This window comes from Desulfotomaculum sp. 1211_IL3151, assembly GCF_036763075.1.
Taxonomy (GTDB): domain Bacteria; phylum Bacillota; class Desulfotomaculia; order Desulfotomaculales; family Desulfotomaculaceae; genus Desulfotomaculum.
The window spans coordinates 88,013-113,393 of record NZ_JBAIYV010000062.1; the positions used below are offsets into that span (position 1 = coordinate 88,013).

General features: G+C 43.5%; 25 protein-coding genes. 8 read left to right on the forward strand and 17 right to left on the reverse strand.

From position 1 onward, the window contains the following. Positions 1-3: 3 nt before the first annotated feature. From V6C11_RS17410 to V6C11_RS17445, 8 genes are all read right to left on the reverse strand, one after another. Complete coding sequence (locus V6C11_RS17410) at positions 4-864, reverse strand: 3-hydroxyacyl-CoA dehydrogenase family protein (protein WP_333532464.1); 861 nt, start codon at positions 862-864, stop codon at positions 4-6. Between the two features lie 68 nt (positions 865-932). After that, entirely contained in the window at positions 933-2,219 is a 1,287-nt protein-coding gene (locus V6C11_RS17415; protein ID WP_333532465.1) for a CaiB/BaiF CoA transferase family protein, read from the reverse strand. Between the two features lie 52 nt (positions 2,220-2,271). Beyond that, positions 2,272-3,486 (reverse strand): thiolase family protein, encoded by a 1,215-nt coding sequence (locus V6C11_RS17420; RefSeq protein WP_333532466.1) that lies wholly within the window; start codon positions 3,484-3,486, stop codon positions 2,272-2,274. Positions 3,487-3,825: 339 nt separating this feature from the next. Next, positions 3,826-5,286: a sigma-54 interaction domain-containing protein gene (locus V6C11_RS17425; RefSeq protein WP_333532467.1), complete on the reverse strand. Its 1,461-nt coding sequence runs from the start codon at positions 5,284-5,286 to the stop codon at positions 3,826-3,828. A gap of 445 nt (positions 5,287-5,731) precedes the next feature. After that, positions 5,732-6,049, reverse strand: coding sequence for a ferredoxin family protein (locus V6C11_RS17430; protein WP_333532468.1), 318 nt, complete (start codon positions 6,047-6,049; stop codon positions 5,732-5,734). After that, positions 6,049-7,344 carry an FAD-dependent oxidoreductase gene (locus tag V6C11_RS17435; protein WP_333532470.1) on the reverse strand — a complete coding sequence of 432 codons (1,296 nt, stop codon included), beginning with the start codon at positions 7,342-7,344 and terminating at the stop codon, positions 6,049-6,051. The genes V6C11_RS17430 and V6C11_RS17435 overlap by 1 nt, the downstream gene beginning before the upstream one ends. Further along, complete coding sequence (locus V6C11_RS17440; protein WP_333532471.1) at positions 7,337-8,665, reverse strand: FAD-binding protein; 1,329 nt, start codon at positions 8,663-8,665, stop codon at positions 7,337-7,339. The genes V6C11_RS17435 and V6C11_RS17440 overlap by 8 nt, the downstream gene beginning before the upstream one ends. Positions 8,666-8,687: 22 nt before the next feature. Next, a complete protein-coding gene (locus V6C11_RS17445; protein WP_333532472.1) occupies positions 8,688-9,485 on the reverse strand; it encodes an electron transfer flavoprotein subunit beta/FixA family protein in 798 nt (265 codons plus the stop codon). A 193-nt stretch (positions 9,486-9,678) separates the two neighbouring features. Here V6C11_RS17445 and V6C11_RS17450 point away from each other — a divergent pair, with 193 nt between their 5' ends. Next, complete coding sequence (locus V6C11_RS17450) at positions 9,679-10,623, forward strand: selenium metabolism-associated LysR family transcriptional regulator (protein WP_333532473.1); 945 nt, start codon at positions 9,679-9,681, stop codon at positions 10,621-10,623. A 138-nt stretch (positions 10,624-10,761) separates the two neighbouring features. Here V6C11_RS17450 and V6C11_RS17455 read toward each other — a convergent pair whose 3' ends face one another. Both V6C11_RS17455 and V6C11_RS17460 read right to left on the reverse strand, forming a co-directional pair. Next, positions 10,762-11,811, reverse strand: coding sequence for a YeiH family protein (locus tag V6C11_RS17455; RefSeq protein WP_333532474.1), 1,050 nt, complete (start codon positions 11,809-11,811; stop codon positions 10,762-10,764). Between the two features lie 212 nt (positions 11,812-12,023). Continuing rightward, the gene (locus V6C11_RS17460; protein WP_333532476.1) at positions 12,024-12,404 is read right to left on the reverse strand and encodes a hypothetical protein; all 381 of its coding nucleotides are present in this window, start codon (positions 12,402-12,404) and stop codon (positions 12,024-12,026) included. A gap of 306 nt (positions 12,405-12,710) precedes the next feature. On the opposite strand from V6C11_RS17460, the gene asrA reads away from it, so the two are divergent. The 6 genes from asrA (at position 12,711) to V6C11_RS17490 (ending at position 17,791) form a co-directional block, all read left to right on the forward strand. Further along, positions 12,711-13,727 carry an anaerobic sulfite reductase subunit AsrA gene (gene asrA / locus V6C11_RS17465; RefSeq protein ID WP_333532477.1) on the forward strand — a complete coding sequence of 339 codons (1,017 nt, stop codon included), beginning with the start codon at positions 12,711-12,713 and terminating at the stop codon, positions 13,725-13,727. After that, positions 13,717-14,520, forward strand: coding sequence for an anaerobic sulfite reductase subunit AsrB (gene asrB / locus V6C11_RS17470; protein WP_333532478.1), 804 nt, complete (start codon positions 13,717-13,719; stop codon positions 14,518-14,520). Before asrA ends, asrB begins: the two co-directional genes overlap by 11 nt. A 14-nt stretch (positions 14,521-14,534) precedes the next feature. After that, on the forward strand, positions 14,535-15,521 hold the full coding sequence (gene asrC / locus V6C11_RS17475; RefSeq protein ID WP_333532479.1) for a sulfite reductase subunit C: 987 nt from the start codon (positions 14,535-14,537) through the stop codon (positions 15,519-15,521). 105 nt (positions 15,522-15,626) lie between these two features. Next, on the forward strand, positions 15,627-16,286 hold the full coding sequence (locus V6C11_RS17480) for a TetR/AcrR family transcriptional regulator (RefSeq protein ID WP_333532480.1): 660 nt from the start codon (positions 15,627-15,629) through the stop codon (positions 16,284-16,286). Beyond that, entirely contained in the window at positions 16,273-17,049 is a 777-nt protein-coding gene (locus V6C11_RS17485) for an ABC transporter ATP-binding protein (protein WP_333532481.1), read from the forward strand. The genes V6C11_RS17480 and V6C11_RS17485 overlap by 14 nt, the downstream gene beginning before the upstream one ends. Further along, the gene (locus V6C11_RS17490) at positions 17,033-17,791 is read left to right on the forward strand and encodes an ABC transporter permease (RefSeq protein WP_333532482.1); all 759 of its coding nucleotides are present in this window, start codon (positions 17,033-17,035) and stop codon (positions 17,789-17,791) included. The genes V6C11_RS17485 and V6C11_RS17490 overlap by 17 nt, the downstream gene beginning before the upstream one ends. Positions 17,792-17,793: 2 nt before the next feature. Here the strand turns inward: V6C11_RS17490 and V6C11_RS17495 are convergent, their stop codons facing one another. Further along, complete coding sequence (locus V6C11_RS17495; RefSeq protein WP_333532483.1) at positions 17,794-18,702, reverse strand: 1,4-dihydroxy-2-naphthoate polyprenyltransferase; 909 nt, start codon at positions 18,700-18,702, stop codon at positions 17,794-17,796. 309 nt (positions 18,703-19,011) lie between these two features. Here V6C11_RS17495 and V6C11_RS17500 point away from each other — a divergent pair, with 309 nt between their 5' ends. Further along, the gene (locus V6C11_RS17500) at positions 19,012-19,977 is read left to right on the forward strand and encodes an ABC transporter substrate-binding protein (protein WP_333532484.1); all 966 of its coding nucleotides are present in this window, start codon (positions 19,012-19,014) and stop codon (positions 19,975-19,977) included. Between the two features lie 294 nt (positions 19,978-20,271). On the opposite strand, the gene V6C11_RS17505 is transcribed toward V6C11_RS17500, so the two are convergent. The 6 genes from V6C11_RS17505 to modB form a co-directional block, all read right to left on the reverse strand. Beyond that, positions 20,272-21,294, reverse strand: coding sequence for a hypothetical protein (locus V6C11_RS17505; RefSeq protein ID WP_333532485.1), 1,023 nt, complete (start codon positions 21,292-21,294; stop codon positions 20,272-20,274). A 164-nt stretch (positions 21,295-21,458) separates the two neighbouring features. Next, complete coding sequence (locus V6C11_RS17510) at positions 21,459-22,658, reverse strand: toll/interleukin-1 receptor domain-containing protein (protein ID WP_333532486.1); 1,200 nt, start codon at positions 22,656-22,658, stop codon at positions 21,459-21,461. A 35-nt stretch (positions 22,659-22,693) separates the two neighbouring features. Continuing rightward, positions 22,694-23,101, reverse strand: a complete 408-nt coding sequence (locus V6C11_RS17515) for a hypothetical protein (protein ID WP_333532487.1) — start codon at positions 23,099-23,101, stop codon at positions 22,694-22,696. 15 nt (positions 23,102-23,116) lie between these two features. Next, positions 23,117-23,608, reverse strand: coding sequence for a TIR domain-containing protein (locus V6C11_RS17520; protein ID WP_333532488.1), 492 nt, complete (start codon positions 23,606-23,608; stop codon positions 23,117-23,119). A 420-nt stretch (positions 23,609-24,028) separates the two neighbouring features. After that, positions 24,029-24,697 (reverse strand): ABC transporter ATP-binding protein, encoded by a 669-nt coding sequence (locus V6C11_RS17525; RefSeq protein WP_333532489.1) that lies wholly within the window; start codon positions 24,695-24,697, stop codon positions 24,029-24,031. Between the two features lie 11 nt (positions 24,698-24,708). Beyond that, positions 24,709-25,377, reverse strand: a complete 669-nt coding sequence (modB, locus tag V6C11_RS17530) for a molybdate ABC transporter permease subunit (protein ID WP_333532490.1) — start codon at positions 25,375-25,377, stop codon at positions 24,709-24,711. Positions 25,378-25,381: the final 4 nt, after the last annotated feature.

Below are 25,381 nucleotides of genomic sequence, written 5' to 3' on the forward strand. Positions count from 1 at the left end.
TCCTTATTTTTTATCGTAGTCGTACCATCCCGCATTGGTCTTCTTGCCTAAGCGTCCGGCTCTTACGATCGATTTCAAGGTGAAAGGAGGATTCCAGTTCGGATTCTTGGTTTCATTATAGAAATACTCCGCAACAAACATAGAAATATCGATGCCGGTAAAGTCCATTAGTGTGAAAGGGCCCATTGGATAATTTAAGCCGAGGGTGACTGCTGTATCAATATCCTTGGGTGTCGCTACCCCCTCTTCTACCAGGCGCACAGCCTCAAGGAATTGGGGCATCATAACCCGGTTTACGATGAAGCCGGGGGTGTCCTTCTTAACCTCTACCGGTGTCTTGCCAAGGGCCTCGGCAAGCTCAAATGAAGTTATCAACGTTTCATCACTGGTCTTATGACCCCTGATGATTTCTGCCAATCTCATAACCTGGGGCGGATTGAAGAAATGCACCCCCACAACCTTATCGGGACGGTTGGTAGCGGCAGCAATCACGGTGATGGACATAGAAGAAGTGTTGGTGCCTAAAATTACCTCGGGCTTACAGATTTTATCCAGTTTTTCAAAAACACTCTTCTTTAGATCCAAATCTTCAATAACTGCTTCAATTACATAATCAACGGATGAGAGATCCTCCAAATTGGTGGTGGTAATAATCCTCGTTAGTATTGCAACTTTTTCTTCAAGGGTCATTTTCTGCTTCTCGATGTTCTTGTCCATCAGCTTGCCCATTCTGCCCAGAGCGGCATCTAGAAAACGCTGTTCCACGTCGCAAAGTACCACCTCAAAACCCTTCATCGCTGCCAGATGAGCAATGCCGCCGCCCATTGAGCCGGCTCCAACTACCCCAACTTTTTGAATAGCCATTTAACATACCTCCATCAATCGTATTTTTATATATTTAGCAAGGATGCTCCTGATTCTTCAGTAGCAACTTAGTCAATAATGCCTTTCCCCTTCAAGTCAGCAATTTCACTGTGGTTATAACCAAGTAATTTGCTGAGAATAGTCTCCGTATCCTGTCCCAGGGCTGGCGAACCGCGCCACACAGTACCCGGCGTCTCACTCATTTTAGGAACAAAGCCAAAGGCTTTAACTTCTTTACCAAGGGTCTGGTCTTCATAATTGATGAACATACCCCTCGCCTGCCAGTGCGGGTCTTCATAAATTTCTGCAATGGTTTTAGCAATGCCAAGGGGCACCCTGAATTTACTTAGATGATCTTGTATTTCCTGGGCCGTACGCACTTCCATCCAGGCCTGTGTCCTACGCTCAAGTTCTTGGCCAATGGGAGACGCTACTGCTTCCCGTGAGGCAGCCGCTTCCTGAAAGGGGAACTCGGTTGGATCCAACTCCAGTGCCTGTAGGAAACGACCATACACATCTGGACCATAGGCACCGATATACACATACCTTCCATCCGTCCCTTTATACATGTTAGCCGGCTGAAAAATCGGTATCTTGTTGCCAAACCGACCTTTTAATACACCGGCATTCATCCAGCAGGAAAAAGCATCATCCAAAACCCTTGCCATGGCCTCGACTTGGGCCACTTCTACAACTTGCCCTTTGCCTGTCTTCATGGCATGAACGTAAGCTGCCGTAATTCCATTGGCTGCTATCAGGGCAGCTATATAGTCGTTGATAAACGAGGCCGCGTACTGCGGGGGCCTAGGCTCCGGAAAACCATTAAGAAACATATAACCACCCTCAGCCTGACCGATAGGATCATAGGATCCCCGATTGCATATTTCGGGATTACCACCAAACTGAGGTCTGCCAAAACCACTGATGTGGGCAATAATTAATCTGGGGTTAACCTCAAATAACATTTCGTCGGTAATGCCTAGCTTTTCGATCCAAACCATATTCTCAACCCAGACATCGGAAATCTTGATCAGAGAAAGAAAGATTTCCTTTGACTCTGGTATCTTCATGTTTGTATTAAGAGTAAAACTCAATCTGTTCCTAGCACCCTGAATCCAAGCGGCACTGATGGTCCTATCGCCGTTTGTTACCTGTGGAGACTGGCCACGATAGGGATCACCTATTTTCGGTCGCTCGATCTGAATTAGCTCTGCGCCAAAATCACTAAGCATCGTTGCAGCAAAGGGTGCAGCTACTATCGTTCCGCTAACCAGTACTCTCATGCCTGAAAGAGGTCCGTATACTGGAGCTAATGCGGGTGCCGGAATACGCTCAATTTTTTCCCATTTTTCCATTTGATTTGCTCCTTCGCAATTTTTCCTCCCACCAGGTTGAAACATCCCTTTATTAAGGCCTTTCCAGCAGAATAGCCAATCCCATTCCGCCACCAATGCAGGCGGTACAAACACCGTAACGTACCTGACGCTCCATCATTTCGTAGGCCAGTGTCATTGCTATTCTGCTGCCAGTCATTCCTAAGGGGTGACCCATAGCCAGACCGCTTCCATTAACATTCAGTTTAGGATACATAACCTCTGACTCGTTCATATATACATCCATCATTCTTAAACAACCAAGAACCTGTCCGGCAAAGGCTTCATTAATTTCATACAGGTCAATATCTGTCATCTTTAGGCCAACTTTATTGAGCAATTTGGGAATTCCATAGGCCGGGCCTAAGCCCATAACCATGGGATCACAAACACCAATAGCATAATCCACAATATAGGCCATGGGTTCAAGACCCAGGGATTTGGCCTTTTCTTCCGACATTAACACAAGGGCAGCAGCACCATCATTCAAACCCGTAGCATTGCCGGCAGTAACGGTTCCATCTTTTTTAAAAGCTGGTTTTAGCTTAGCCAATGATTCCAAGGTAGTGTCTGGCTTCGCATGTTCGTCCTTGGAAATATAGGTACTGCCCTTTCTACTTTTAATTTCAACGGGAACAATCTCCCTTTCAAACCTGCCTCTCTCTACCGCTGCTTTATTTTTCATTTGACTTTCATAGGCAAAGAGGTCTTGATCCTCCCGTGAAATTTCATATCGCTCAACGATATTTTCGGCAGTAACACCCATCCATACTTGAGGATACATCTGACTGGGAGCAGCATTCATATGGGACATTTCATTGGCACATTTAAGTTTTTGAGAGTTGTTCTTGAAGCCTTCATAGCGCACATTAAGGGGCAAATAGTAAGGAGCACGGGAAAGGCTTTCCGCACCACCTGCCACCACAATCTCTGAGACACCCGTCAATATTTCATGCCAGCCGGATACAATCGATTGAAAGCCGGAGCCGCAGATTCGATTAACCTGCATGCCATGAGCGTTTTCACAACCAGCCAGCAAAGCCGCATGACGTCCTAGGTTGGTTACATCCATGGAACCTTCTACATGGCCCATGATCACCGACTCAACGGCTTTGGGGTCAAGATTCGATCGTCTTACTGCTTCCTTAACGGCTATGGCAGCAAGGTCTTCTACCGGCACTGTCTTAAGTCCGCCCAAGAAGGCCCCAACCGGCGTTCTGGCAGCACTTGTAATCACAACTTTTTTCATCCTTTTCCCTCCATTTGGATCGTTATCTATCAAAAATAGAATTAACCGCTTATTAAATTAGCCGTCATCTTTTTGGCTCTCTTTACTGGTTTTGCCCTGTATCACCACCTTTTAAATTATCTGAGTGCACTCGTTAATAGCTATTAAGAGCAAAACCCATACCAATTTTAAACTCAAATGTAAAAGAATTAAAAATAGTCCAAATTTACTCAATAAACAGTAAATTTGGACTATTAAGCCGCTAATTATTTTTTTAGTCACTACCCAACCCTTAAGGTAGTTGCAAAATGTCTACCACTTTTTGTCTCTATTCGTATACAATTTTCTAAAAATGCAACCTTAGGACTCCATGACTTTGGTTTTTCTATAAAGCATACTTCGGTGGATTCCTAAACGCAGAGCCGCTTCCCCTACTCTACCGTGACATTCAGTAAGTACTTGATTGATATATTCCTCCTCCACCGCTTTTAAAACACTTTTCAAGGTTCCCTTATAGGGTATCTTTTTTTCTGTATAATCCTCATCCACCGTACTTGATTTTACTTTGCCGCCCAAAATAAAATCATCATCAAAGGCCAAGTCATCATTAATGGATGTGACTACCAGTCTTTCCGTAACATTGCGTAACTCCCGTATATTACCAGGCCAACTATAATGAAGAAAGACCTCTTTGGTCTTGTCGGTAAACTTTTTGCTCAATGCGTATTTTTTATTTAGTTCCTGTAAAAACTTGTTGGCCAAAACACAAATATCCGCTATCCTTTCCCTGAGGGGTGGTAAATATAATGGGATAACATTCAGTCGATAATATAAATCACTGCGAAAGGTATTTTCCTTTATCATGGTTTCTAAGTCTCTATTTGTAGCAGAAATGATTCTCGTATTGATCCTGCGGATGACGGTACTACCTAACCTTTTAACCTCACCCGTTTCCAATACCCTTAGTAGTTTTGATTGCATGGATAATGGTAATTCACCAATTTCATCCAAAAACAAGGTTCCCTTATCAGCAACCTCAAACAGTCCCAGTTTTCCCTTTGGGTTTGCTCCGGTGAAAGCACCCGGCTCATAGCCAAAAAACTCTGATTCTAATAATTCGTTGGGAATTGCCGCACAATTCACCGGAATCATTGGCTCATTGGATCGAAGACTATTTCGATGGATATACCTGGCAATTACCTCTTTGCCGGTACCAGATTCCCCATATAGGATAACGGAGCTGTCTGCCTTAGCGATAACATTACAAGATGCAATAATTTTACGCATTTTTCTGCTTCTTGCCACCGGCAGCCTTAAATCCAAATCTACCTCACCCAGGTATTCCGCAGCGGATTTATACCTTTCTGTTTCTATTCTTTTCTTTTCTAAACTGGCCCGATATTTCGCAAAAATATCATTGTCCCGGGCATTGGTAATTACCATTGCGACATTATTATCTTTATCAATAATGGGTATGCTGGTACACATTAAATTTGTTCCCATGCAGGTCCTTACCATGGCCGTAACCACCGATCGCGTTTCTAAAGCCTCCCAGGCCGGTGATCTGTCATATAAACCTTTACTGACCAAGTTTTTCACATTGCTGCCAATTATTTCATCATGACTAATTCCCATCATTTTTCTTGTTGACGGATTAGCTAGAATAACATAGCCATCTTTGTCTGTAACAAGAATAGGATCATACGAATTAGCAAATACCTGCTCTAAATCAATCAAATCACTTTTCTCAAGCTCTTTTACTGATTTATTTTGGTGATAGAGTTGTTGAGCAGCATTCGATCTATTGAATTTAGAAGCCATCTCATCTCCTCCATTCAAAGAAAAAGCATTACACCCATCCACAAGCTGCAAATATATTAAAATAATTTCTTTAGTATAAGTTGATCGGCCTGGTACAAACAATAATTTTATTACTAAAATCATAGTACAGGTTGCATAAGTTTTCAATAATTTGGAATATTTAATCTACTTTAGTTTTCGACTTGAATTTATTTATTGACCTATAAAACTACAATGCAAGTCTGTTTTACCAAATTTATCTCTATTTGTGGTATGTTTCAATACCTTTCCCGGGGTAAATTTTACCCACATTTTAGCTAATACTTTGTCCTACTTCTTCGGATAAATAAAAAGAGGCTGTTTTTGCCTCTTTTACGTTTTTTACACCTTATCAAATTAGATTTCCGGTCTGGGACCAGCTTTAAATCTGTGGCCCTGGCATTTCTCACGAAGCTTATTTTCTATACTAGGCCAATCTAAACTGAACCCCATGGCCTCCCCGGGGATAGCACCACTCAATATTATCGTGGGGACAGGCGATGCGGCAGGCACCGCATTCCAGGCAGCCTTCATAGCCCACGGCAATACGGCCATCCCTCCATTCATAGACCCTGGCGGGACAAAACACGGTACAACTTTTTTCCGAACACTTCTCTGCGCAGACGGATTGGTCTTTAATGACCAGATGGGATTGTTGGTCAGGCTTCCAGCGGTTTAGATATAATTTATCATCAATATTAACTTCCTTATCCAGGTACTTTAAACCTTGCCTTGGCTCACTCATTATTTCACCGCCTTCCAAGCTCGATAAATATCTTTAGCCATAGAGTACATGGATCTGCCGCCCAAGAATTTCTGGGCAACAAGCTTTTGTTTGTCACTTTTGCTGGTACCATCCACCGTTAGCATTTCACGCAGAGCCATATTTGCTGCTGGTATATACTGGTTGAAATATTGGGGCCTGTTCTCAAACAGTTCCGCGGTATCTTTATATTTTTTCAGGTCTGAGATAACAAAGCTATCCCATAGTTTTTCTTGATAGTGAGACAAGGCCCGTTCATTAAATTCACCAATTTCATAGGCCCTAAGGATTGCCTCTGCTGCCAATTTACCCGAGGTCATGGCTAAATTACTGCCTTCCCGATGGATACTATTGACCAGTTGAGCCGCATCACCCACCACCACAACACCATCCCCCACCATTTTGGGAATGGCGTTATAGCCTCCCTCAGGAATTAAATGGGCATAATACTCCACCGGCTCACTCTTCCGAACCAGTGGGCGGACCATCGGGTGATTTTTTAAATTTTCCAGCAGGTCATAGGGCCGGATCTGCCTTTCCCGCATCTGGGAAAGCAGTGCCCCCACACCAACGGAGATATGCTCCTTGTTGGTGTAAATAAAGGATGTCCCCACCATGCCCAGGGTACCACTGCCAAAGATTTCGATGGTGGTTCCCATGCCCGATTCTAGGTTGAACCGTTCTTCAATAACCTGGGCAGGAAGTTTCAATACCTCCATCACCGCCAAAGCCACTTGCTGAGGCTGCCATTCCTTATGAAAACCCAGCTCCTTCGCTAAAAGTGAGTTTACTCCGTCGGCCAGCACCACAACATTGGCATAAAGATCCCCGTCCGGTCTAGTGGTTCGAATCCCTACCACCTTGCCATTCTCGACAATGCAGGATTCCACCGTGGTTTCATTAATAATGAGGGCACCTGCTTCGGTGCACTTGCGGGCAAACCATTGGTCAAATTGGCCCCGAAAAACCGTAAAGCAGTTATAGGGTTCTTCCGCCCAGGACTGACCTTTATAGCCAGTGGTCACCACTGAATCTTCGTCCATTAGCCAAAACCTTTGTTCAACCACTGGTCGCTGTAAAGGGGCTTCTTTCCAGAATTCCGGTATTAATTCTTCCAGCATGGCACGGTAAAGAACACCGCCCATCACATTCTTTGCTCCCGGGTAATCACCCCGCTCAATTACCACCACAGATAAACCTGCCTTAGCCAATTTATAGGCTGCGGCAAGGCCCGCAACCCCGGCCCCAACAACAATCGCATCAAACTTTTCAGGCACAGCGAGTCCCCCCTTCACCCTTTGCCGTGTCCCTAGAACCTTTTCCTTTAAATAATTCCCGGAGGGGTTCGATTAATGAAGGTACTATTTTGGTGGCATCCCCAACAATGCCATAGGTACATTCCTTAAATATGAGAGCCTCCGGATCAGAGTTGACGGCAATAATGACATCTGAGCCGCGAATGCCAACCAGATGTTGAATGGCCCCTGAAATACCTAAGGCAAAATAAATTTTGGGTGCCACCGTTATTCCGGTTTGCCCTATCTGATATTTATGGTCCAGCCAGCCTGCCTCCACAGCAGCCCTGGACCCCCCCACTTTGCCGCCAATGGCTTCGGCCAGGCCATAGCAGGTTTTCTGGAAATTTTCCTTATCCCCCAGTCCACGGCCACCAGCCACAATTATTTCAGCGTCTTGGAGATTAATTTTATCCCCTTGATCTTGGACAATCCTTAACACCTGGGTGAGCATATCTGCCTCATTTAAGTCTACTTCCGATTTGATCAGAATACCCTGCCGCCCAGGCACTGGTTTGGCCATCTTCATAACCTTAGGACGAACCGTTGACATTTGGGGACGGTGATTTTTGGAAATAATGGTAGCCATGATATTTCCGCCAAAGGCGGGTCGTGTGGCTAACAGTAAGCGCTGTTGCAAATCAATATCCAGCACGGTGCAATCGGCGGTTAATCCGGTTTCTAGTTCGGTGGCCACTGCTCCGGCTAAATCACGTCCTGTTGTAGTTGCACCCATTAATATGATCTCCGGTAAGTATTGCTGAACCAGTTTAACAAAAACCTGCATGTAGGTTTCCGCCCGATAGTAACGAAGTATCGGGTCATCTACAAGGTACACCTTATCCGCCCCATACTCATAAAGCTTAGTTTCCGAACCGCAAATTTGGTAACCAAGGATAACCCCGGCAAGTTCGACACCTAATTTATCGGCCAATTGCCGTCCCGCCCCTAATAATTCCAGGGAAACCGGCGCAATCTCACCTTCCCTTTGCTCAATAAACACCCAAACTCCTTTATATTTACCTAAATCCCCACTAAGCTGGGCTGCCGCTTCGGTGGTCGGAGTTGTTTCCGATTCTTGTTTTTCAGGCAGCTTCTGGCTGGCAACGTATTCGGTGGTATCAAGCTGCTTGGCCAGTTCTAAGGCAGTGACTGGACAGACTCCGACACATTCACTACATTCAATACACTTATCCTCAATTACCTGGCATAGGCCGTCTTCATTTATAAAAAGTGCCTCATGGGGGCAAGCTGTGATGCATGCCTGACAGCCCATGCAGGCAGGTGTTACTTTGACTGCCATGTTAATCACCCCTTAGTATTTCTTAAACTACTTTTTGAGATAATTTTTGCACCAAAAGATCAACAATATCCTTTTCCGAACCCTTTAATATTTCCCCTTGACCCCTTTGGGCAGGGGCAAAAATTTTATTAACCGAAGTTGGGGAACCCTTCAGACCCATTTGGCTAAGATCTGCCTTTAGGTCTGCTGCTCCTAAGATAATGGGTTGGTAGCGGGCTGCCTGTATGAGATTGGGCAGGCTTTCATATCTTAATTCATTAATTTCCTTTTCCACGGTAATCAGGCAGGGTAGTTTTGCCTTAACCACTTCATAACCATCATCTAGTTTGCGATGAACAGTTACTTCCCTTTTGTCATTGTCCACATCTTCAATCTCCTGTACATAGGTGAGTTGCGGCAGGCCTAATCGCCTGGCAATACCTGGGCCCACCTGGGCGGTATCCCCATCAATGGCCTGCTTGCCGCAAAATATCAAATCAATGGGCTCCTTGCCGCTAATCACGTCAATACCCTTGGCCAGAATATAACTGGTGGCCAGGGTATCCGAACCGGCAAAGGCCCTATCACTTAAAAGATAACCCTCATCGGCGCCTAACATAATGCATCTTTTTATCACCTCTACGGCAGCAAGTGGACCCATGGAAATAACGGTTACCTTTCCGCCAAAACATTCTTTTATCCGAACTGCCTCTTCCACCGCATGACTATCATAGGGGTTTATAATGGCAGGTGCACTGGATCGATCTAAATTGTTTGTCTCTGGATCAATACGAACCTCTGTGGTATCGGGAACTTGTTTTACACACACTAGAATATGCATAGCATCACCCCTTATAAATTAAACAAGCATCATTATTTTAAAAATTAGCAATTCAATACTTAGTATTCATATTTTTATTAATTTTATCAAAAACAGAGTCATATAACTGTTAATTTTATCACACTTTTGGAAAATTTTATCCTCCTTACAGTTTCGCTCGTATATAATATACTTTGTGTTAGATTTGGAGATATTGACAGCAAAGATAATCATCAAACTGGAGGAAGATATGGGTCTATACCAATTTCAAGTCTTTAAGACCGTAGCCGATAAGAATAGTTTTTCTGGGGCGGCACAGGCTTTATTCATTTCCCAACCGGCCGTCAGTATGCATATCCGATCCTTAGAAGACCATTTCAAAACAAAGCTTTTTGAACGCACCAGCCAACAAATCACGATTACAGAATCAGGACGTATCCTCTACGGGTACGTGGATAAAATCCTAACCCTCATTGATCAGGCGGAAAAAGATATTTCTAACTTTACCGGTCATATCCAAGGTCCTTTGTCCGTGGGAGCAAGCTTTACGGTGGGTGAATATGTCATCCCCAGGGTGCTGGGTATCTTTAATAAGGACCACCCACAGGTAAAGGCAAAGCTTTTGGTCACCAATACAGAACACATTGTAAATATGGTTTTAAAACATGAATTGGACCTAGGTTTGGTGGAGCACGGCGTAGATGCCCCAGAATTGATCGTCACTCCCTTTATGCAGGATGAACTGGTGATTGTGTTTTCACCAGACCACCCGTTGGCCAATCGAAAGTATATCTCCATCGAAGAACTGGTGAAGTTGCCGCTGGTTTTGAGAGAGATGGGCTCGGGAACTAGAAAAATTGCCGAGGAGCGTTTAGAGGAGGTGGGGGTTAATCTGGCTAAGCTAAATATGGTCATGGAACTTGGCAGCACCGAAGCTGTCAAAGAGGCGGTGGAAGCTGGTTTTGGTACTACGATTCTTTCCAAGTGGGCCGTACAAAAGGAACTAAAATTAGGCACGCTGGTGCCCGTTCAGATCAAGGAAATGCCCCTACGGAGGGAATTTTATCTGATTCATCACCAAAATAAATTTAAACCCCCAGTGGTGGAGGAATTTATCAATTTTCTTTTTGACTATCGGCAAAAAATTCAAATTGCTTGATTCCCTCGTAACGGGCCATGAGCCCTGCGCTAAGGACCTTTAAGCACAATATGCACAAAAAGGCCCATGGCTGACGGCTAAAAGGGAGTGCCATAAACTACTTGCTCGTAGCTGGCTGCTCCCTTTTTATTGCTTATTTTATATACCCAGTGCAAAAATTAAGGTGATACTAAACACTGCCATGATTAGTGATGCCACTAAACCAACTATGAAGGGCCTGATTCCTACGGTTCTCATATCATTAAAGCTAGTCAACAAGCCAACACCTGCCATGGCGGTAACAATTAGAAACTTCGAAAGTATCTGGGAATTACTTAAAAAGCTTGTCCACACTGCGCTATTCAACCAAATGGTATCACCAAAGGTACGCAGGCCAGCCATGGCCAGGAAACCTACCACAAACCAGGGGAAGATTCTAAAATAGTTCACCCTTTGACCTTGGCCACCGGCAACATCCTTTTGTCTCCTGGTATAGATCACACCCAGGATCAACACAATGGGAGCCAGCAACACGGTACGGGTCAATTTAACCACCGTGGCAATTTGCCCGGCTGGATCACTATAGGCAAAGCCCGCAGCCACCACCTGTGCGGTTTCGTGGACAGCAACCCCAGCCCAAGTACCAAACTGCATGTCTGTTAGCAACAGTACTTTACCGATTAAGGGATACAGGAAGATCGCCAAAACCCCGAAAATAGTAATGGTTGCAACGGAGAAGGTTACTTCCTCGTCCTTGGCATCAATGGCCGGAGATGCTGCCACAATTGCTGTGCTGCCGCAAATGGCTGTTCCAATACCGATCAGTGTAGCCAGTTTATCCGGTAAGCCCATTTTTCTACCAAAGAAATAGGTTGCTGTAATGGCAAAGGTAACACAGACTACAATAATCATTAAGGCCTTTGATCCAGTGGTAACCACCGTGATAAAGCTTAGGCCAAGCCCCAGTAAGAAGATGGCGGCTTTAAGGACCTTTTTCATAGCGAAATTTATACCCGGCTCAAAAAGCTTATTAACACCTACCGTATTTTTTACCAACATGCCCAGGAGAATGGCAATGATTACACCACTGATCGGCTTTTGACCACCAATGACAATACTCTTGTGAATAAACTCTGATACGTAAGCAATAACAAATGCTAAGATCATGCCTGGAACGATACTGTTTCTGATGCTGTTGTCCAATTTCATCGATGCCAACCCCTCATGTCAATTTCTTTTGTCATGTTAAATTCTACGAGGTTGTCACACTAAAGTAAAATACTTATAAATTATCAACCCCATAATGTTTAACTTATGACAGAAAATTAATTAAATTCGCAACCCATCCACAAAGAAAAAAGGAGTGCCGCAAAACTACTTGTTTAGTAGCATGCGACACTCCTTTTCATTTCATTAATTGGCTATGTACTGATTAATTCAGCACCCCAGATTGATACCATTAAAGTCTTCGCTGTCTCATTATCCGGTTCAGCCTTGAGGATAAGATCTAAAAACTCTAAAGCCTGCTTGGTCTGGTTGCTCCGAATGGCGTTATTTATGACTTCGCTTAGATATAGCTGTTGTTTATAATAGGATAATTCCTGATAGTTTTTCAGCCAGGCGGCTATCTGTACACTTGCATTTTCGGCCAATTCTAATCTACTACCGGACTGACAGCCAAAGAAAACACTTAGGGCAGCGATGATAAACCAAAAATAACCCAAGGACTGGTTATTAAAAAGAAGCTTGGCGATAACCACTAGTCCCAGAAACCAGCAGAAGGTATCTATCATTCGCTTCATAATACCGCCCCCTTGTGAAAAACCTTTCTTTCATTATAAATAATAATAGGACTTTCTACAATAACCATTTCCCTCCAATTATATTGTACAGCGTAGATTAAAAAGAAAGGTTCCGCCTCCCCCTGTCACTATCGTAACATTGTCCTCGGAGGGGGATTCTTAAAAAACCTCCCTCTCCGAGGGGGTGTGACGGGGGGAGTCTTCCACATATGTCCAAATTTATCTGAAAAGTGACCCAACTCACAGCAACCTCCAATTTTTCGTGTTATCATATAATCAACTATTTATTGAAGGTAGGGATGCTAGGTGGGTTATCGGTTTTCAAGTACAAAGTTTAACAACCTTCTTGCCCAACTACAGAAGAACTACATCGTATATGCCCCGGTGCTCTTGAAGGGTAAGGGCCGCTTCTCGGATACGGATCTGGTGGGCTATGGTGAGATCAAGCAAATTGAAGATGTGGTCTTTGATCGCAAATCCTATTTTTCCCCCAAAGAAATTTATTACCCAATTAATCAAACCCTTTTTTATTTTACCGAAGAGGAGTATCGTGAACCACAAATTGACCAAAGGGGTATTATTATTTTCCTGCGTTCCTGTGATATTCACGCTGTCTCTCGCCTGGACAAAATCATGCTGCACAATGGACCCCAGGCTGATTACTATTATGAAGGACTCAGGAATAAACTAAAGTTTGTTTTAATGGATTGCCCCACAGGCTTTGATCGTTGTTTTTGTGTTTCCATGGGCACCAATGTAACAGAAAACTTCAGCTTCTCCCTTCGCCCAGAAAATGGCGACTTCCTCTGCCAAGTAAAGGAGGATCTGGACGGACTTTTTAACTCCCTTGGTACCCCCTGCGAAGTCACACCACAGTTTGTCAGGGAAAACCAGTTGGTTGTCACCATCCCGGCTAACCTGGATGAATCTGTGGCCAAATCTTCTATTTGGGATGAATATAATTCCCGCTGCATCGCCTGCGGCAGATGCAACACCTCCTGTCCCACCTGCAGTTGCTTTACCATGCAGGATCTATTCTATCAGGACAACCCCAAGTGCGGCGAAAGACGGCGGGTTTGGGCCAGTTGCCAAATCGATGGTTTTACCGATATGGCTGGTGGACACAGCTTCCGTCAAGAAAAGGGCCAACGCATGCGTTTCAAGGTTTTGCACAAGGTCTATGATTTCAAGAAAAGATTTGGCATCCACATGTGTGTGGGGTGTGGCCGTTGTGATGATGTGTGCCCTGAATACATTTCTTATGCCAATTGTGTAAATAAATTGGCAGCTGCCATGCAGGAGGTGAAAAACCGTGACCAATAACCCCTATTTACCCTTTAAAGCGGAGATTATCCGTGTTACCAAAGAAACAGACATTGACTGGACCTATCGTTTGGCCTGTGCTATAAAACCCCAGTGGGGTCAGTTTGTGGAAGTATCCCTCCCCGGCGTTGGCGAATGCCCGATCTCCATCAGCGACTTTGGTGAAGGATACATTGATATGACCATCCGAAGGGTGGGCAAAGTCACCAATGTTATTCACCTTCTGGACGAAGCGGATCATCTCTTTATCCGTGGCCCCTATGGCCATGGCTTCCCTGTGCCCCAGTTCACTGGCAAACACTTGATTATTGCTGCCGGCGGCACTGGTCTGGCACCGGTTAAAAGCATGATTAATTATTTTTACCACAACCCGGGGCTACTGGCTCAAATGAATCTTTTGGCTGGCTTTAAAAGCCCCTCCGACGTTCTTTTCCAACAGGAACTGGCCCACTGGTCCAAGGCTTTCCCCGTATTCCTCTCGGTTGATAAAATTTCCGGGCAGGAAAATCCTTTGAACTGCCATGAATGCCTCATTACCAAATTGGTGCCAGAAATACCCATCCCAAACCTGGACAATGTGCGAGGGATTATCGTAGGGCCACCGATCATGATGAAATTTACGGCCCAGGAATTTTTAAAACGAGGCATTGCTGAGGAAAACATCTGGGTTTCCTTTGAGCGAAAAATGTGCTGTGGCATCGGCAAGTGCGGCCACTGCAAGATAGATGATACCTATATATGCTTGGAAGGCCCGGTCTTTAACTATACCAAAGCCAAGGGTCTATTGGACTAAGGGGGTAAGAAGCAATGGATATAAACACCAAGAAGGTTATGAAAAATGCCTGGCGTATTACCAAAACCCGTGATCGAACCTGTCTGCGCATCCGAGTGCCCGGTGGTCACCTGCCGGTTAAATTCTTACCTCTTATTCAGGACATAGCCGAAAGGTTTGGTAACGGCACCATCCATATTACCACCCGGCAGGGCTTTGAAGTACCAGGTATCCCCTTCACCAAAATGGCAGAAGTAAATGCCCTGTTAGCACCGATTATTCAAGAACTGGAGATTGACCGGGGCGTATCCCTGGACCATCCTACCCTGGGATATCCTGCCGCTGGCACCCGCAATGTCTCTTCCTGCATTGGCAATCGGGTTTGTCCCAATGCCACCTTTGATACCACTTCCCTAGCCTGGGAGGTGGAGAAAACCATCTACCCCAATGATCCACATGTCAAGATTGCCATCACAGGTTGCCCCAATGACTGTATTAAGGCCCATATGCAGGATATTGGTATCATTGGTCAAGTGGAGCCAATTTATGATGCCTCCCGCTGTATCGGCTGCCAAGCCTGTGTCAAAAACTGCAAAAAAGTTTCCACCGGGGCTCTAACCTTTGAGAATTACAAAGTAAAGCGAGACCCCCTGCGCTGCATTGGCTGCGGCGAATGTGTTTTAAAATGCCCCACTGCCGCTTGGACCAGAGGCGAGCAATGCTTCCGAGTAATTATCATGGGCCGTACAGGCAAGAAAAACCCCCGCATTGCCCGTAGTTTTCTGGAGTGGGTAGATCGCGACACCGTTTTAAAGGTCTGTGCCAACCTGTATACCTATATTGATCAATATATTGATCGTTCCCTGGCCAAAGAGCATGTGGGTTATATTGTAGATCGTACAGGCTTTACTACCTTTAAAGAAATGGTCCTGCAAGGAGTTACCCTGCCTCCCGGAGCCAGGGTTGCCAGCTTTATCGACTTTGGCGGCTATATGTACGATCGTAGTACCCACCTAGAATAATATTTATTTCTGTGCCGATCTCCCGTTGAGGTCGGCCTTTTATCATTGTCACAAAGTCTCATTGACTTAAACACAAAACCTGCATAAAATAGAAGAATAAAATGAATGATTATTCATTTTATTCTTCGTGAGGTGATTTTGACATGGTGTATCGGCAAACTAATTAAAGTAACAGAAAAACTGCAAACGAAAAAAAAGGAAATATTGAGGGCTGCCCGGGAAGTCTTTGCGGAAAACAGTTACCAGGGGACCTCCATTAAAGCCATCGCTAAAAAGGCAAAAATAGCCACTGGCACCTTTTATCTATATTTTACCAACAAAGATGCCCTCATTAATATGATTGTTGAAGAAATGTTTCATGAGCTTCTGGATTATATCAAAAGGGAGAGAGCAAATTACACAGACGGTTTCGATAAGCTGCAAGCTTCTATGGAAGCCTGTATTAAACTATTCATTCAGGAAAAAAACATGGCTAAAATCCTTCTGGTGCAGGTCCCAGGCGTCAACAATGCCTTTAATGTTAAGTTAATTGAAATTGAAAATGAACTCATCAAACTAACCAAGGAAGACCTGGACGAGCTAAAAAGTCAGGGCAGAATACCGGATGAGGATACCTTTATCACTGCCTTAGCCTTTGTGGGGAGTTTCCGTCAGGTAATTATCAATTGGCTGCGGCAAGGTAAACCAGAAAATCTGGAAGAGGTCTGTACGACTTTAATGAAATATAACTTGAGGGGAATGGGGAAATCCGATGTCAGCTGCTGATTATCTTTTTGTGAAATCCTTAAGTGTCAGTTATATACAAAGGGGAAAGACTGTCACTGCGCTGAACTCAGTTGATCTTTCACTTCCCCAGGGTAAAACAGGGGTCATCATCGGCCCCTCCGGCTGCGGTAAAAGTACGCTATTTAATGTGCTGGCAGGTTTAAATACCCAATATACCGGCCAGGTCCTGATCGATCAGCAAACACCCCGGGGCGGTGGGGAAACAGCCCTTATTTTACAGGACTACGGCTTGCTGCCTTGGAAAACAGTTTGGGAAAATGTCGTTTTAGGGTTGCAACTGAGAAAAAAAACACCTCAGGAAATCCAAACCCAAGCCGAAACAATGCTCAGTAAACTTGGGCTTTTATCAATGGCTAAAAGATACCCGGCCCAACTGAGCGGCGGCCAAAGACAGCGGGTGGCCATTGCCCGGGCCTTAGTACTGGAACCCAAGCTGCTTCTGATGGACGAGCCCTTTTCCTCCCTGGACGCCCTGACCCGGGAAGAAATTCAGGATTTCCTCCTGGAAATCTGGCGGGAAACGAAGTTGACCATTTTATTAATCACGCACAACATTGAGGAAGCAGTCTTTTTAGGGCAAAAAATCTTTGTCATGTCACCTGGTCCGGGTCAGATCGTTCAAGTAGCAGCAAATGAAATGGCCGGAGATTCCGACCTGCGGGGAAAGATTCCCTTTTTAGAAATGTGTAATTTCCTACGTTCGTTTTTGCACAGGAGGGACCAGTATGCGGCGGGTATTTAAAAATACCGAAAAGATATTTTCTTTCCTCTGGTCAGTGGCCCTACTCCTGCTGCTGTGGTGGCTGCTTGCCGTCCTATTAAAAAGCCCCGCCGTTCCACTGCCATTGGATGCTTTGCAAAGCTTTCTCCAAAACATCCAGGGAAATCTTCTGATCCATCTGGGAGTAAGCCTCTACCGGGTACTTATTAGTCTGGTCCTGGCCACCATCCTGGCTGTGCCACTGGGCCTCCTGCTGGGCAAAAACCCGGAAATGGATGCCAAAATAGCACCCCTGCTTTATATAACCTACCCCATTCCCAAAGTGGTCTTTATGCCTGTCTTTTTAATAATATTAGGAATCGGGGATAGTTCAAAAATACTTTTGATTACTTTAATCACCTTTTATCAAATCTTAGTGACTACAAGAGATGCAGCCAAAAACATGGCGAAGGAATATGTTTTTTCCCTAAAGTCCCTCGGTGCCACCTCCTGGGACCTCTACCGCCACGTTTATCTGCCTGGTTGCCTGCCGGCCATCCTCACCTCCCTCAGGCTGGGCTTAGGTACAGCCATGGCGGTGCTCTTTTTGGCCGAAACCTACGCCACCCAAACTGGCATCGGCTTTTTTATCATGGACTCCCTCAGCCGGATGAATTATGAGGAGATGTTTGCAGGCATTATCGCCATGGGCCTTATGGGTTTCTTCCTTTATGTCCTATTGGACCAGGCAGAAAAAATCCTGTGCTCCTGGGTTAATTTATAAACTTACAAAAGTTCACCTAAAAGATAACCCACTGAGAACAAAATGCTAAAAATCAACGACAAGCGGGCAGTTCCGGCCAATGTAGCATTGAGGGGACGCCCCTTTTTGGTCTTCATATCCTGAATCAGCGGCAGGGCAAAGGGCATCGCCAGCCAAGCGCAAAGCACCCAAGCCGAAGCAAGGTGCTGCAGCCACATAAGAAGTGGCACAGCAAAGGAAGCTGCCAACAGGAGAAAGTATTCCCACTGGGTAGCCACTGGTCCTAGACGAACTGCCATGGTTCTTTTGCCTGTTTTTTTATCCGTAGGCAGATCCCGGAAATTATTAACCACTAAAATAGCTGTTATTAAAAACCCCACGGGTAACGAGGCCCACCAAGCAGCGGTACTGACATGACCAGCCTGTACATAGTAAGTACCGCAGACAGCCACCGGCCCAAAGAAAATAAAGACAAAGATTTCACCTAAACCATGGTAGCCCAAGGGAAAGGGTCCGCCGGTATAGGCAATGGCCGAGATGATGGCGGCAATTCCCAGGGCAAGGATCAGCCAGCCGCCCACCCAGGTAAGATAAAGTCCCAGAGCAAAGGCAAGGGCAAAGACCAACCACATGCCCACCATAACCTGACCAGGCGTTAAGAGTCCTGCCTGGGTAACCCTTAGGGGCCCGGTTCTTTCTTTGGTATCAACGCCTTTCTTAAAATCAAATACATCGTTGGCCAAATTTGAACCAATCTGCAGCAGCAGTGCCACCAACAAAGCTGCTAGGGCTGGAAAAAAAGCAAAACCCTGTTCACCAATGGCCAGGGATGCACCCACAACAACAGGTCCCATGGCCGCTGGCAAAGTTTTGGGTCGGATGGCCAGCATCCAGATTTTAAAGGCACTTAGGTTTTCGGTAGATTGTGACATAGCAAATAATCCCCTTAAGAGTTGTATAGTATATGGTTTAATGGAATTCGTTTTTTTATGACAATTTCCTTCTCTAAAGAAAAAATCAGCTGTCAACCGTCGATCATCAGCCTTCAGCATTCGAAATCTTGGGTGAAAGCCATGGGCTTTTATGCCTGTTTTTTTAGGATCTTATGCTGCACAATTTGTTACAACCTAGAACACCCAAACTAGCATAAAGCTATTGACTTTCGGTTTAGGAATAATTAAGATAAAAATAATAAAATGAATGTTGGTTCATTCTTTGTATTGGTTATAGGAAGGTGGTTAATGAAGGTGAAATTTGGCAAAAAATTATTAATGGCCCTGGTCTTGCTATTGGCCATGTCCTTATTGGCTGGATGCACCCAGGAAAAGAAAACGCCCCAAAGAGAAGCACAGGAGCAATTAAAGATCGGCGTTTTACCCATTGAGGATATTATGCCGATGGTGGTGGCAGAGAAGAACGGCTACTTTGCCGAAGAAAATCTTCAGGTAGAATTAGTCCGCTTTCAAAGTGCCGTGGAGCAGGGTAACGCCATGCAATCAGGCAGCCTGAATGGGATGGTTACAGACATGATTGTGGCAACCCTGATGAAAGATGCCGGCTTGGATTTAAAGATGACCTCCATCACCCTAGGGGCCACTCCCCAAGAAGGTCGATTTGCCATTGTGGCCGCCCCCGGGTCTGATATTAAAACACTGCAAGATTTAAAAGGAAAAAGCCTGGGGATTTCCAACAACTCCATTATTGAATATGTTTCCGATGGCTTGTTAAAGGATGCCGGAATTGACCCCTCAGAGGTTAAGAAAACTTCCGTTCCCAAAATCCCTATCCGTATGGAAATGCTTTTTAGCAAGCAAATTGATGCCATTACCGTACCGGACCCAATGGTGACCTTTGCCGAGTTCAAGGGTGCCAAGGTGATCGCCCAGGATACCAGCCGAAATCTTTCCCAAGCGGTGATACTCTTTGACCAAAAAACACTGGCTGAAAAGAAAGACGCTGTGGCAAGCTTCTACTTGGCCTATGCCAAGGCAGTGGAAGATCTAAACAACAACCCGGAACAATACAAGCAGCTAATGGTGGAAAATGTAAACATTCCCGAACCAATAGCCAAGGATTACAGCCTACAGCATTATCCCCAACCCCAGGTACCCACCGAGGAAGATGTTAACAACATTCTCCAATGGATGAAGGAGAAAAACCTATTGAAACACGACTTGAAATATACTGATTTAGTGCAAAAGATTTAGGGCCGTGGGCTTTAAGCCGTCAGCCTGTTAGCCTTAGTGGTAGCGAAGGATCTTTTCTTTCATTTGGAAGGCTAGTCTTAAGATCCCTCGCTGTTGCTTAGGGGACATTAAATTTTCAATCTTTGATGGTGCTGAACCAAATGATGGATTTGAGCCATTATTTGGTTCAATCCTCTGAACATTATATGGATAATGCGAAACTAAAAACTTATGTTTGTTTAACATGTTATAAACATGATTTGCAACTCAGTCTCAGACAAGAGCCCTATCTTATCTTGATAATGGCATCTTTTTTTATTTGAAGGAAATCTTGATATCTGTTCCGTATTTAGCAACGTATTCTTCATCAATCATATCAACTGATTGATCACTAAAGGCTACAGGAATGTTAAAAATGATTTCTCTTATTTGTGGGTCTTCAAGATCAACAGTAGGTTTAACTAGAACATTTCTGGAATAAGGAAGAAAAAATGGGTTAACTTGATTAGGTGGAAATCTGCAATTACGTTCAAAATAAGGTACTCCAGTAAGAAAACTCGGCAACGGAATATCTCCGCTAGATAAATGTGCAATAATGTTTTGATATAAATCTGAAATGAATATCAGATTTATATTAGAGAATAGGATGGGGTGTCCATCGTTATCTTTATGCCATGAGTTTTGTGTCAACAATCCGTGAATTGGATGCTGCAATTCAATACATGGTTGGTCTGTATGGTCATCCCAAGCTATAAATAAAATGTTGACTTGCTTAGGCAGATTGCTGTTTGGAAATTTTAGACTTGCATCGACTAAAAAGTCTTTAACCCTGATACCAGGAGAAGGCATTTGATCAACTTGCTCCGGCTTTCCAAAGGCACGGGTGTCAAATCTTGTTACAACGCCATGTTTTTCTATTTTGGATTCCAAATCACTGTAGTAATTACTTAGATTTGGGGACTTAACCTCAATATTGTATTTAACACCCTTGATTTGTATTGAAAATTCAACATTCTTTTTGTTGTCTGAACGCAATTTAGGCTCATATAAAAGGGACTCGGGGCATTCACTTTGACAAATGAAAGTGTTCATTATGCTTATTTCGCATAACGAGGATATTAATGAATGCTTATTGAAACTAGCACCACTTACAGCAGGAATTTTATTTTGTACAAAGTCGTTATATGCTCTCTTGTTAGTTTGATACACTTTTTCTAGTGCTTTATTTAGATGGCTTAAAAAGGTGTTTACCCAGAACAAATGCTTGTAATTTTGAAATGCTTGCTTTATCGTGTGATCATCAGAGCACCTGTCTACAAGATGTTCAATATGTTTCATCTGATTAGCTCCCTTCCTGCGGTGTTATAGCCATTGCCAACCTTACACGAATTTCGCATTATTGCTATAACAAGACCATTATAGAACTGCCCATTATTAGCCATATCTGAAGTTCAATGCATCCAAGTATAAACATAATTGGAAACTCACCATTATTTGGCAGATCATGTAATAACGCGTGAACCTTCTAATAATGCTAGGTTCTTATAAGCTGAATCAATGTACGAGCTACTTTCTAGTAGTTTAAGATCAAAGATATTACTACCAATATCTTCTATCCGAATGGTATACATTGGTTTGTTAAGCTCCCTAAAATAATTCAACTCGTATTTACACCAGATAGAATTTCGGGAATTTTCTGATGAAACAAAAATCAAAGCTTTTGATTGTTCTAACCTTTTTTCTATAACCTTTAGTGTGGCACTGCATAATAAATGGCGTTTTAAATAATCTACATCATTTATCCAATCACAGAATACGTTTTTTCCTTGCTGATTTTCAGCCCTTATTAATTCTTGCACCGAAACACTATCGTAGCTACTATGTGAAATAAAATAATCGAACTCCTTAAGCTTTTGATCCTTTGAATTCTCTATTCGGTACTCAAGTTCATTTGGATTTTGGGGAATAGTGTATGTTTGATAAGGATAAACATCTTTTAAAAACTTTTTTCTTCTAGCGTTTTTTGTATGCACTTGCATATACTTTTGCCTTCTTGCTCGTGGCTGATAATTAAAGCTCTGCAAATGATGAAACGTTTCCTCGCGCAATTGTTTGTTTAGCTCTGTATCGTTCAGCTTGAAGAAGAATTGAACAATCTTAGGACTGTAATATTTTTTGAGTTCCAAAAGAATATACAGTCTTTCTTTCTGGCTAGTATTTTTTCTTTCATATAGGCCAAGCAGCTGGTCAATAAAAGATGGCGTTACCTGCTGAGTTTTAATTAATGCTTTTTGAATTTTTTGATCTATTTTTCCTATTTTTGGTTTTCTTTTTGCCCATAATTTTTCTTCTGCAAAAGCACGTTCTTTTTCTGAATAATTATCCGAGTAGACCTTCCGGTATTCAGGCAACACAATTTTTTTATATATTGAAACGTTTAGAATCAATATTTCTGGTTTCTTCATACAAAAACGTATTTTTCCAAAACGGTTGTTCAAATAGTTATCTTTTGTTTGATAGTAAGAATATTTAAATTCAACAGAATTCCACTCATGAGGATAGTAGTGCTTCAGGGTGGAAACTATATCGTCTTCGGTATAATATTTTGGTAATACTAATTGTATTGATTTTATCTGATGGTTCCACATCGTCATAATATCTCTTATTTCATGGTTATAAATATGTTTTGTTACCCCTGGCATATGATCTCCTTCTCTTTTTACTGATGTTTGACGGTTTAGATATGTGTAACAAAAGCGACTCCGGTACAAACCAATGCCAACGGTAAATAAAACCACAACTCTGTATTTGAGAACAGGCAATTCCAAAAGCTATTTTTACAGCTATTAAATTCTTCAGGAGTCGCTTTCAGTGAAAAATCAATATTGTTTTCGTCAGTATGTCGAACTTTATCATATAATGAACGATATAACCTTTCCTGTAGCAAATAATAAGCATCAAGTCCCCAGAATACAATTACTGGAATATATGCGACCAAAAAGTATAGTTTATCAGTATCTTTGCCAGCTAACACAAAAATGCCTGCAACAAGAGTCACTGCCCACCCTTTTAACATAAAAGAGTTGCTTGCCATTCTACTTATGATGTTTTGTATTAGCTCCAGATGTTTCCGTTTGTTCTCCATAACAGTGTCCCCCCGTTACTTATTGCGAGCTTTTGCAGCAGATTCAATCCATATTCCCAAGTTTGCATATCCATCTTGCGCTGAATAGTCATAAACACCGTCACATATATCATCGAAATATGCTGGCGTTTTATCGTTATAGTAACCAATAATTGTATGAACATTGCCTTTAATTGAAGTCGTCCGAGTGTTCATATCTCTAATTCCATTAATTAGAACACCGATGACTGCATTGCCTCTTTGCAAACTTTGGCAAATCTCATACTGGACAAATGGCCGACTAAGAGTTTCGGCTCCAATAAGAACAACAGTAACCGATGTGCCTTCAAGTTGCCTATCAATCCATCCATGTACTGCATTGTCACCTTGGCGTTTAATCTGTTCAAAAGCAGCCGTATCAATAAAACCCGCGGCTTCTTTTCCTTGTGTAACCCAACTATTTCGAACTGTCATTGACCTGTTGATATCATTTTCATAGTGAAAACTGAAAAAAACTCTGCGTGCCATTGTGCACCTTCAAAAAAATATTTATACTATTTTTTATTTTTCGTTTACCATTGCAGTAGTATAAACTGGTATCTATAACTAAATCACACACCATCTTCTCATTACTATAACCCAAATTATCCCGAATTTCGTATTAGGTTCGCATTATAGACATATTCGCCATTATTAAAAAAGAAACAACATATTAATTTAATAATAGAATTTTATCATCCCGGGTATGAAAATGTTTGAGAAATGTGTCGAATAACATAAACGCAACTCTATATAGTCCCTATCCTAATAATAACGAATGACCTCCAATCTTTCTTAAGGATGGAGGTCATTCTAAATGTATAGATACATTTTATTTTATTTAATATGATTGGTTTTTAGTACCCGCTTTATTTGCTAGTATACAACTGGGTTTTTTAGTATCGAGCTTTATTTTCCAACAACATGGCTCACGGCTATTTCTTGCACTCTTCCTTTTTCTATAACGATTAGTTGGTCACCCAAATACTCTGCTTCTTCCTCATCATGTGTTACTAAGACAAAGGGAACCTGCCAGCTTTTGTGCAGGTTTTTTAGTTCTTGCCTTAGGGAAAGCCTGGTGTTTCTGTCTAAAGCACTTAAGGGTTCATCCAGCAGGAGCAGCTTAGGCCGGGTGGCCAAGGCCCTGGCCAGGGCCACCCTTTGTTTTTCGCCGCCGGAGAGTTGCCGGGGGTAACGGTTTAGCAAATGGCCCACCCCAAAGGAATCAAGCAATTCCACTGGGTTTAATTCTAGATCAGTCCCTGCCCGGCGGCTCTTGGGACCGTATAGTACATTGTCTTTCACCGTCAGATGAGGAAAGAGGGCATAGTCTTGAAACAGGTAACCAATATCCCTGTGACGAGTGGGCACATTAATATTCTGTTCTGCTGAAAAAACTAGCTTGTCGTCAATTTTTATACTGCCTGCGCTTGGCTTTAGTAACCCGGCCAAGCATTGTAAGACCGTTGTTTTCCCGGAGCCAGAAGGTCCTAAGAGGACCACAATTTCATTGGCTGCCTTTAGCTTTAGCTCCAGGTTGAAATGCCATAGGTTTTTGACCAAATTTACTTCTAACAAAGACCCACCCCTTAGTATGTCTGTCGCCTGGCCCAGCGGTTAACCCAAAAAATGACTAGAAAACTGAAAACCGTAACAATTGCCACGAGGGTTCTGGCAGTCGTGTTGTCCCCAGCATCCACAGCAAAGAAAATAGCCACTGGTATCGTTTGGGTCTGCCCCGGTATATTGCCCGCCACCATTAAGGTAGCACCAAATTCCCCCAAGGCCCTGGCAAAGGCTAACACCAGGCCGGCTAACAGCCCCGGCCAGGCCAGGGGCAGGCTGATGGTAAAGAAAATCCTAAGTTCACTGGCCCCTAAGGTTCTGGCCGCCTTCTCAAAGCTTACATCGACACTTTTAAAGGCTGCCTTGGCACTCTGATACATCAGGGGTAAGGACACCACCGTGGCTGCCAGCACAGCGGACCACCAGGTAAAAATAATGGTTATGCCAGCTTCAGCCAATGCCCTGCCCACCATGCCGTTTTTGCCTATCAGTATCAGCAAACCATAGCCAATCACCGAGGGGGGCAACACCAAGGGCAACGTTATGCATGATTCCACCAAATCTTTGCCGGCAAACTCACCCCTAGCCATGAACCTAGCCAGAGGCACCCCCAGGCAGGTAACAATAACTACCGCAATGATTGCCACCCGCAGTGAAATAATTACTGGCGACCAGTCGTTAAGTGCAAACATAGGA

What these genes read in the sequence shown, in the direction of transcription:
- V6C11_RS17410 (WP_333532464.1), bottom strand. Translation starts at nt 864, where the DNA reads ATGGCTATTCAAAAAGTTGGGGTAGTTGGAGCCGGCTCAATGGGCGGC.
- V6C11_RS17415 (WP_333532465.1), bottom strand. Translation starts at nt 2,219, where the DNA reads ATGGAAAAATGGGAAAAAATTGAGCGTATTCCGGCACCCGCATTAGCT.
- V6C11_RS17420 (WP_333532466.1), bottom strand. Translation starts at nt 3,486, where the DNA reads ATGAAAAAAGTTGTGATTACAAGTGCTGCCAGAACGCCGGTTGGGGCC.
- V6C11_RS17425 (WP_333532467.1), bottom strand. Translation starts at nt 5,286, where the DNA reads ATGGCTTCTAAATTCAATAGATCGAATGCTGCTCAACAACTCTATCAC.
- V6C11_RS17430 (WP_333532468.1), bottom strand. Translation starts at nt 6,049, where the DNA reads ATGAGTGAGCCAAGGCAAGGTTTAAAGTACCTGGATAAGGAAGTTAAT.
- V6C11_RS17440 (WP_333532471.1), bottom strand. Translation starts at nt 8,665, where the DNA reads ATGGCAGTCAAAGTAACACCTGCCTGCATGGGCTGTCAGGCATGCATC.
- V6C11_RS17445 (WP_333532472.1), bottom strand. Translation starts at nt 9,485, where the DNA reads ATGCATATTCTAGTGTGTGTAAAACAAGTTCCCGATACCACAGAGGTT.
- V6C11_RS17455 (WP_333532474.1), bottom strand. Translation starts at nt 11,811, where the DNA reads ATGAAATTGGACAACAGCATCAGAAACAGTATCGTTCCAGGCATGATC.
- V6C11_RS17460 (WP_333532476.1), bottom strand. Translation starts at nt 12,404, where the DNA reads ATGAAGCGAATGATAGATACCTTCTGCTGGTTTCTGGGACTAGTGGTT.
- asrC (WP_333532479.1), top strand. Translation starts at nt 14,535, where the DNA reads ATGGATATAAACACCAAGAAGGTTATGAAAAATGCCTGGCGTATTACC.
- V6C11_RS17480 (WP_333532480.1), top strand. Translation starts at nt 15,627, where the DNA reads ATGATTATTCATTTTATTCTTCGTGAGGTGATTTTGACATGGTGTATC.
- V6C11_RS17485 (WP_333532481.1), top strand. Translation starts at nt 16,273, where the DNA reads ATGTCAGCTGCTGATTATCTTTTTGTGAAATCCTTAAGTGTCAGTTAT.
- V6C11_RS17490 (WP_333532482.1), top strand. Translation starts at nt 17,033, where the DNA reads ATGCGGCGGGTATTTAAAAATACCGAAAAGATATTTTCTTTCCTCTGG.
- V6C11_RS17495 (WP_333532483.1), bottom strand. Translation starts at nt 18,702, where the DNA reads ATGTCACAATCTACCGAAAACCTAAGTGCCTTTAAAATCTGGATGCTG.
- V6C11_RS17500 (WP_333532484.1), top strand. Translation starts at nt 19,012, where the DNA reads ATGAAGGTGAAATTTGGCAAAAAATTATTAATGGCCCTGGTCTTGCTA.
- V6C11_RS17505 (WP_333532485.1), bottom strand. Translation starts at nt 21,294, where the DNA reads ATGAAACATATTGAACATCTTGTAGACAGGTGCTCTGATGATCACACG.
- V6C11_RS17510 (WP_333532486.1), bottom strand. Translation starts at nt 22,658, where the DNA reads ATGCCAGGGGTAACAAAACATATTTATAACCATGAAATAAGAGATATT.
- V6C11_RS17515 (WP_333532487.1), bottom strand. Translation starts at nt 23,101, where the DNA reads ATGGAGAACAAACGGAAACATCTGGAGCTAATACAAAACATCATAAGT.
- V6C11_RS17520 (WP_333532488.1), bottom strand. Translation starts at nt 23,608, where the DNA reads ATGGCACGCAGAGTTTTTTTCAGTTTTCACTATGAAAATGATATCAAC.
- modB (WP_333532490.1), bottom strand. Translation starts at nt 25,377, where the DNA reads ATGTTTGCACTTAACGACTGGTCGCCAGTAATTATTTCACTGCGGGTG.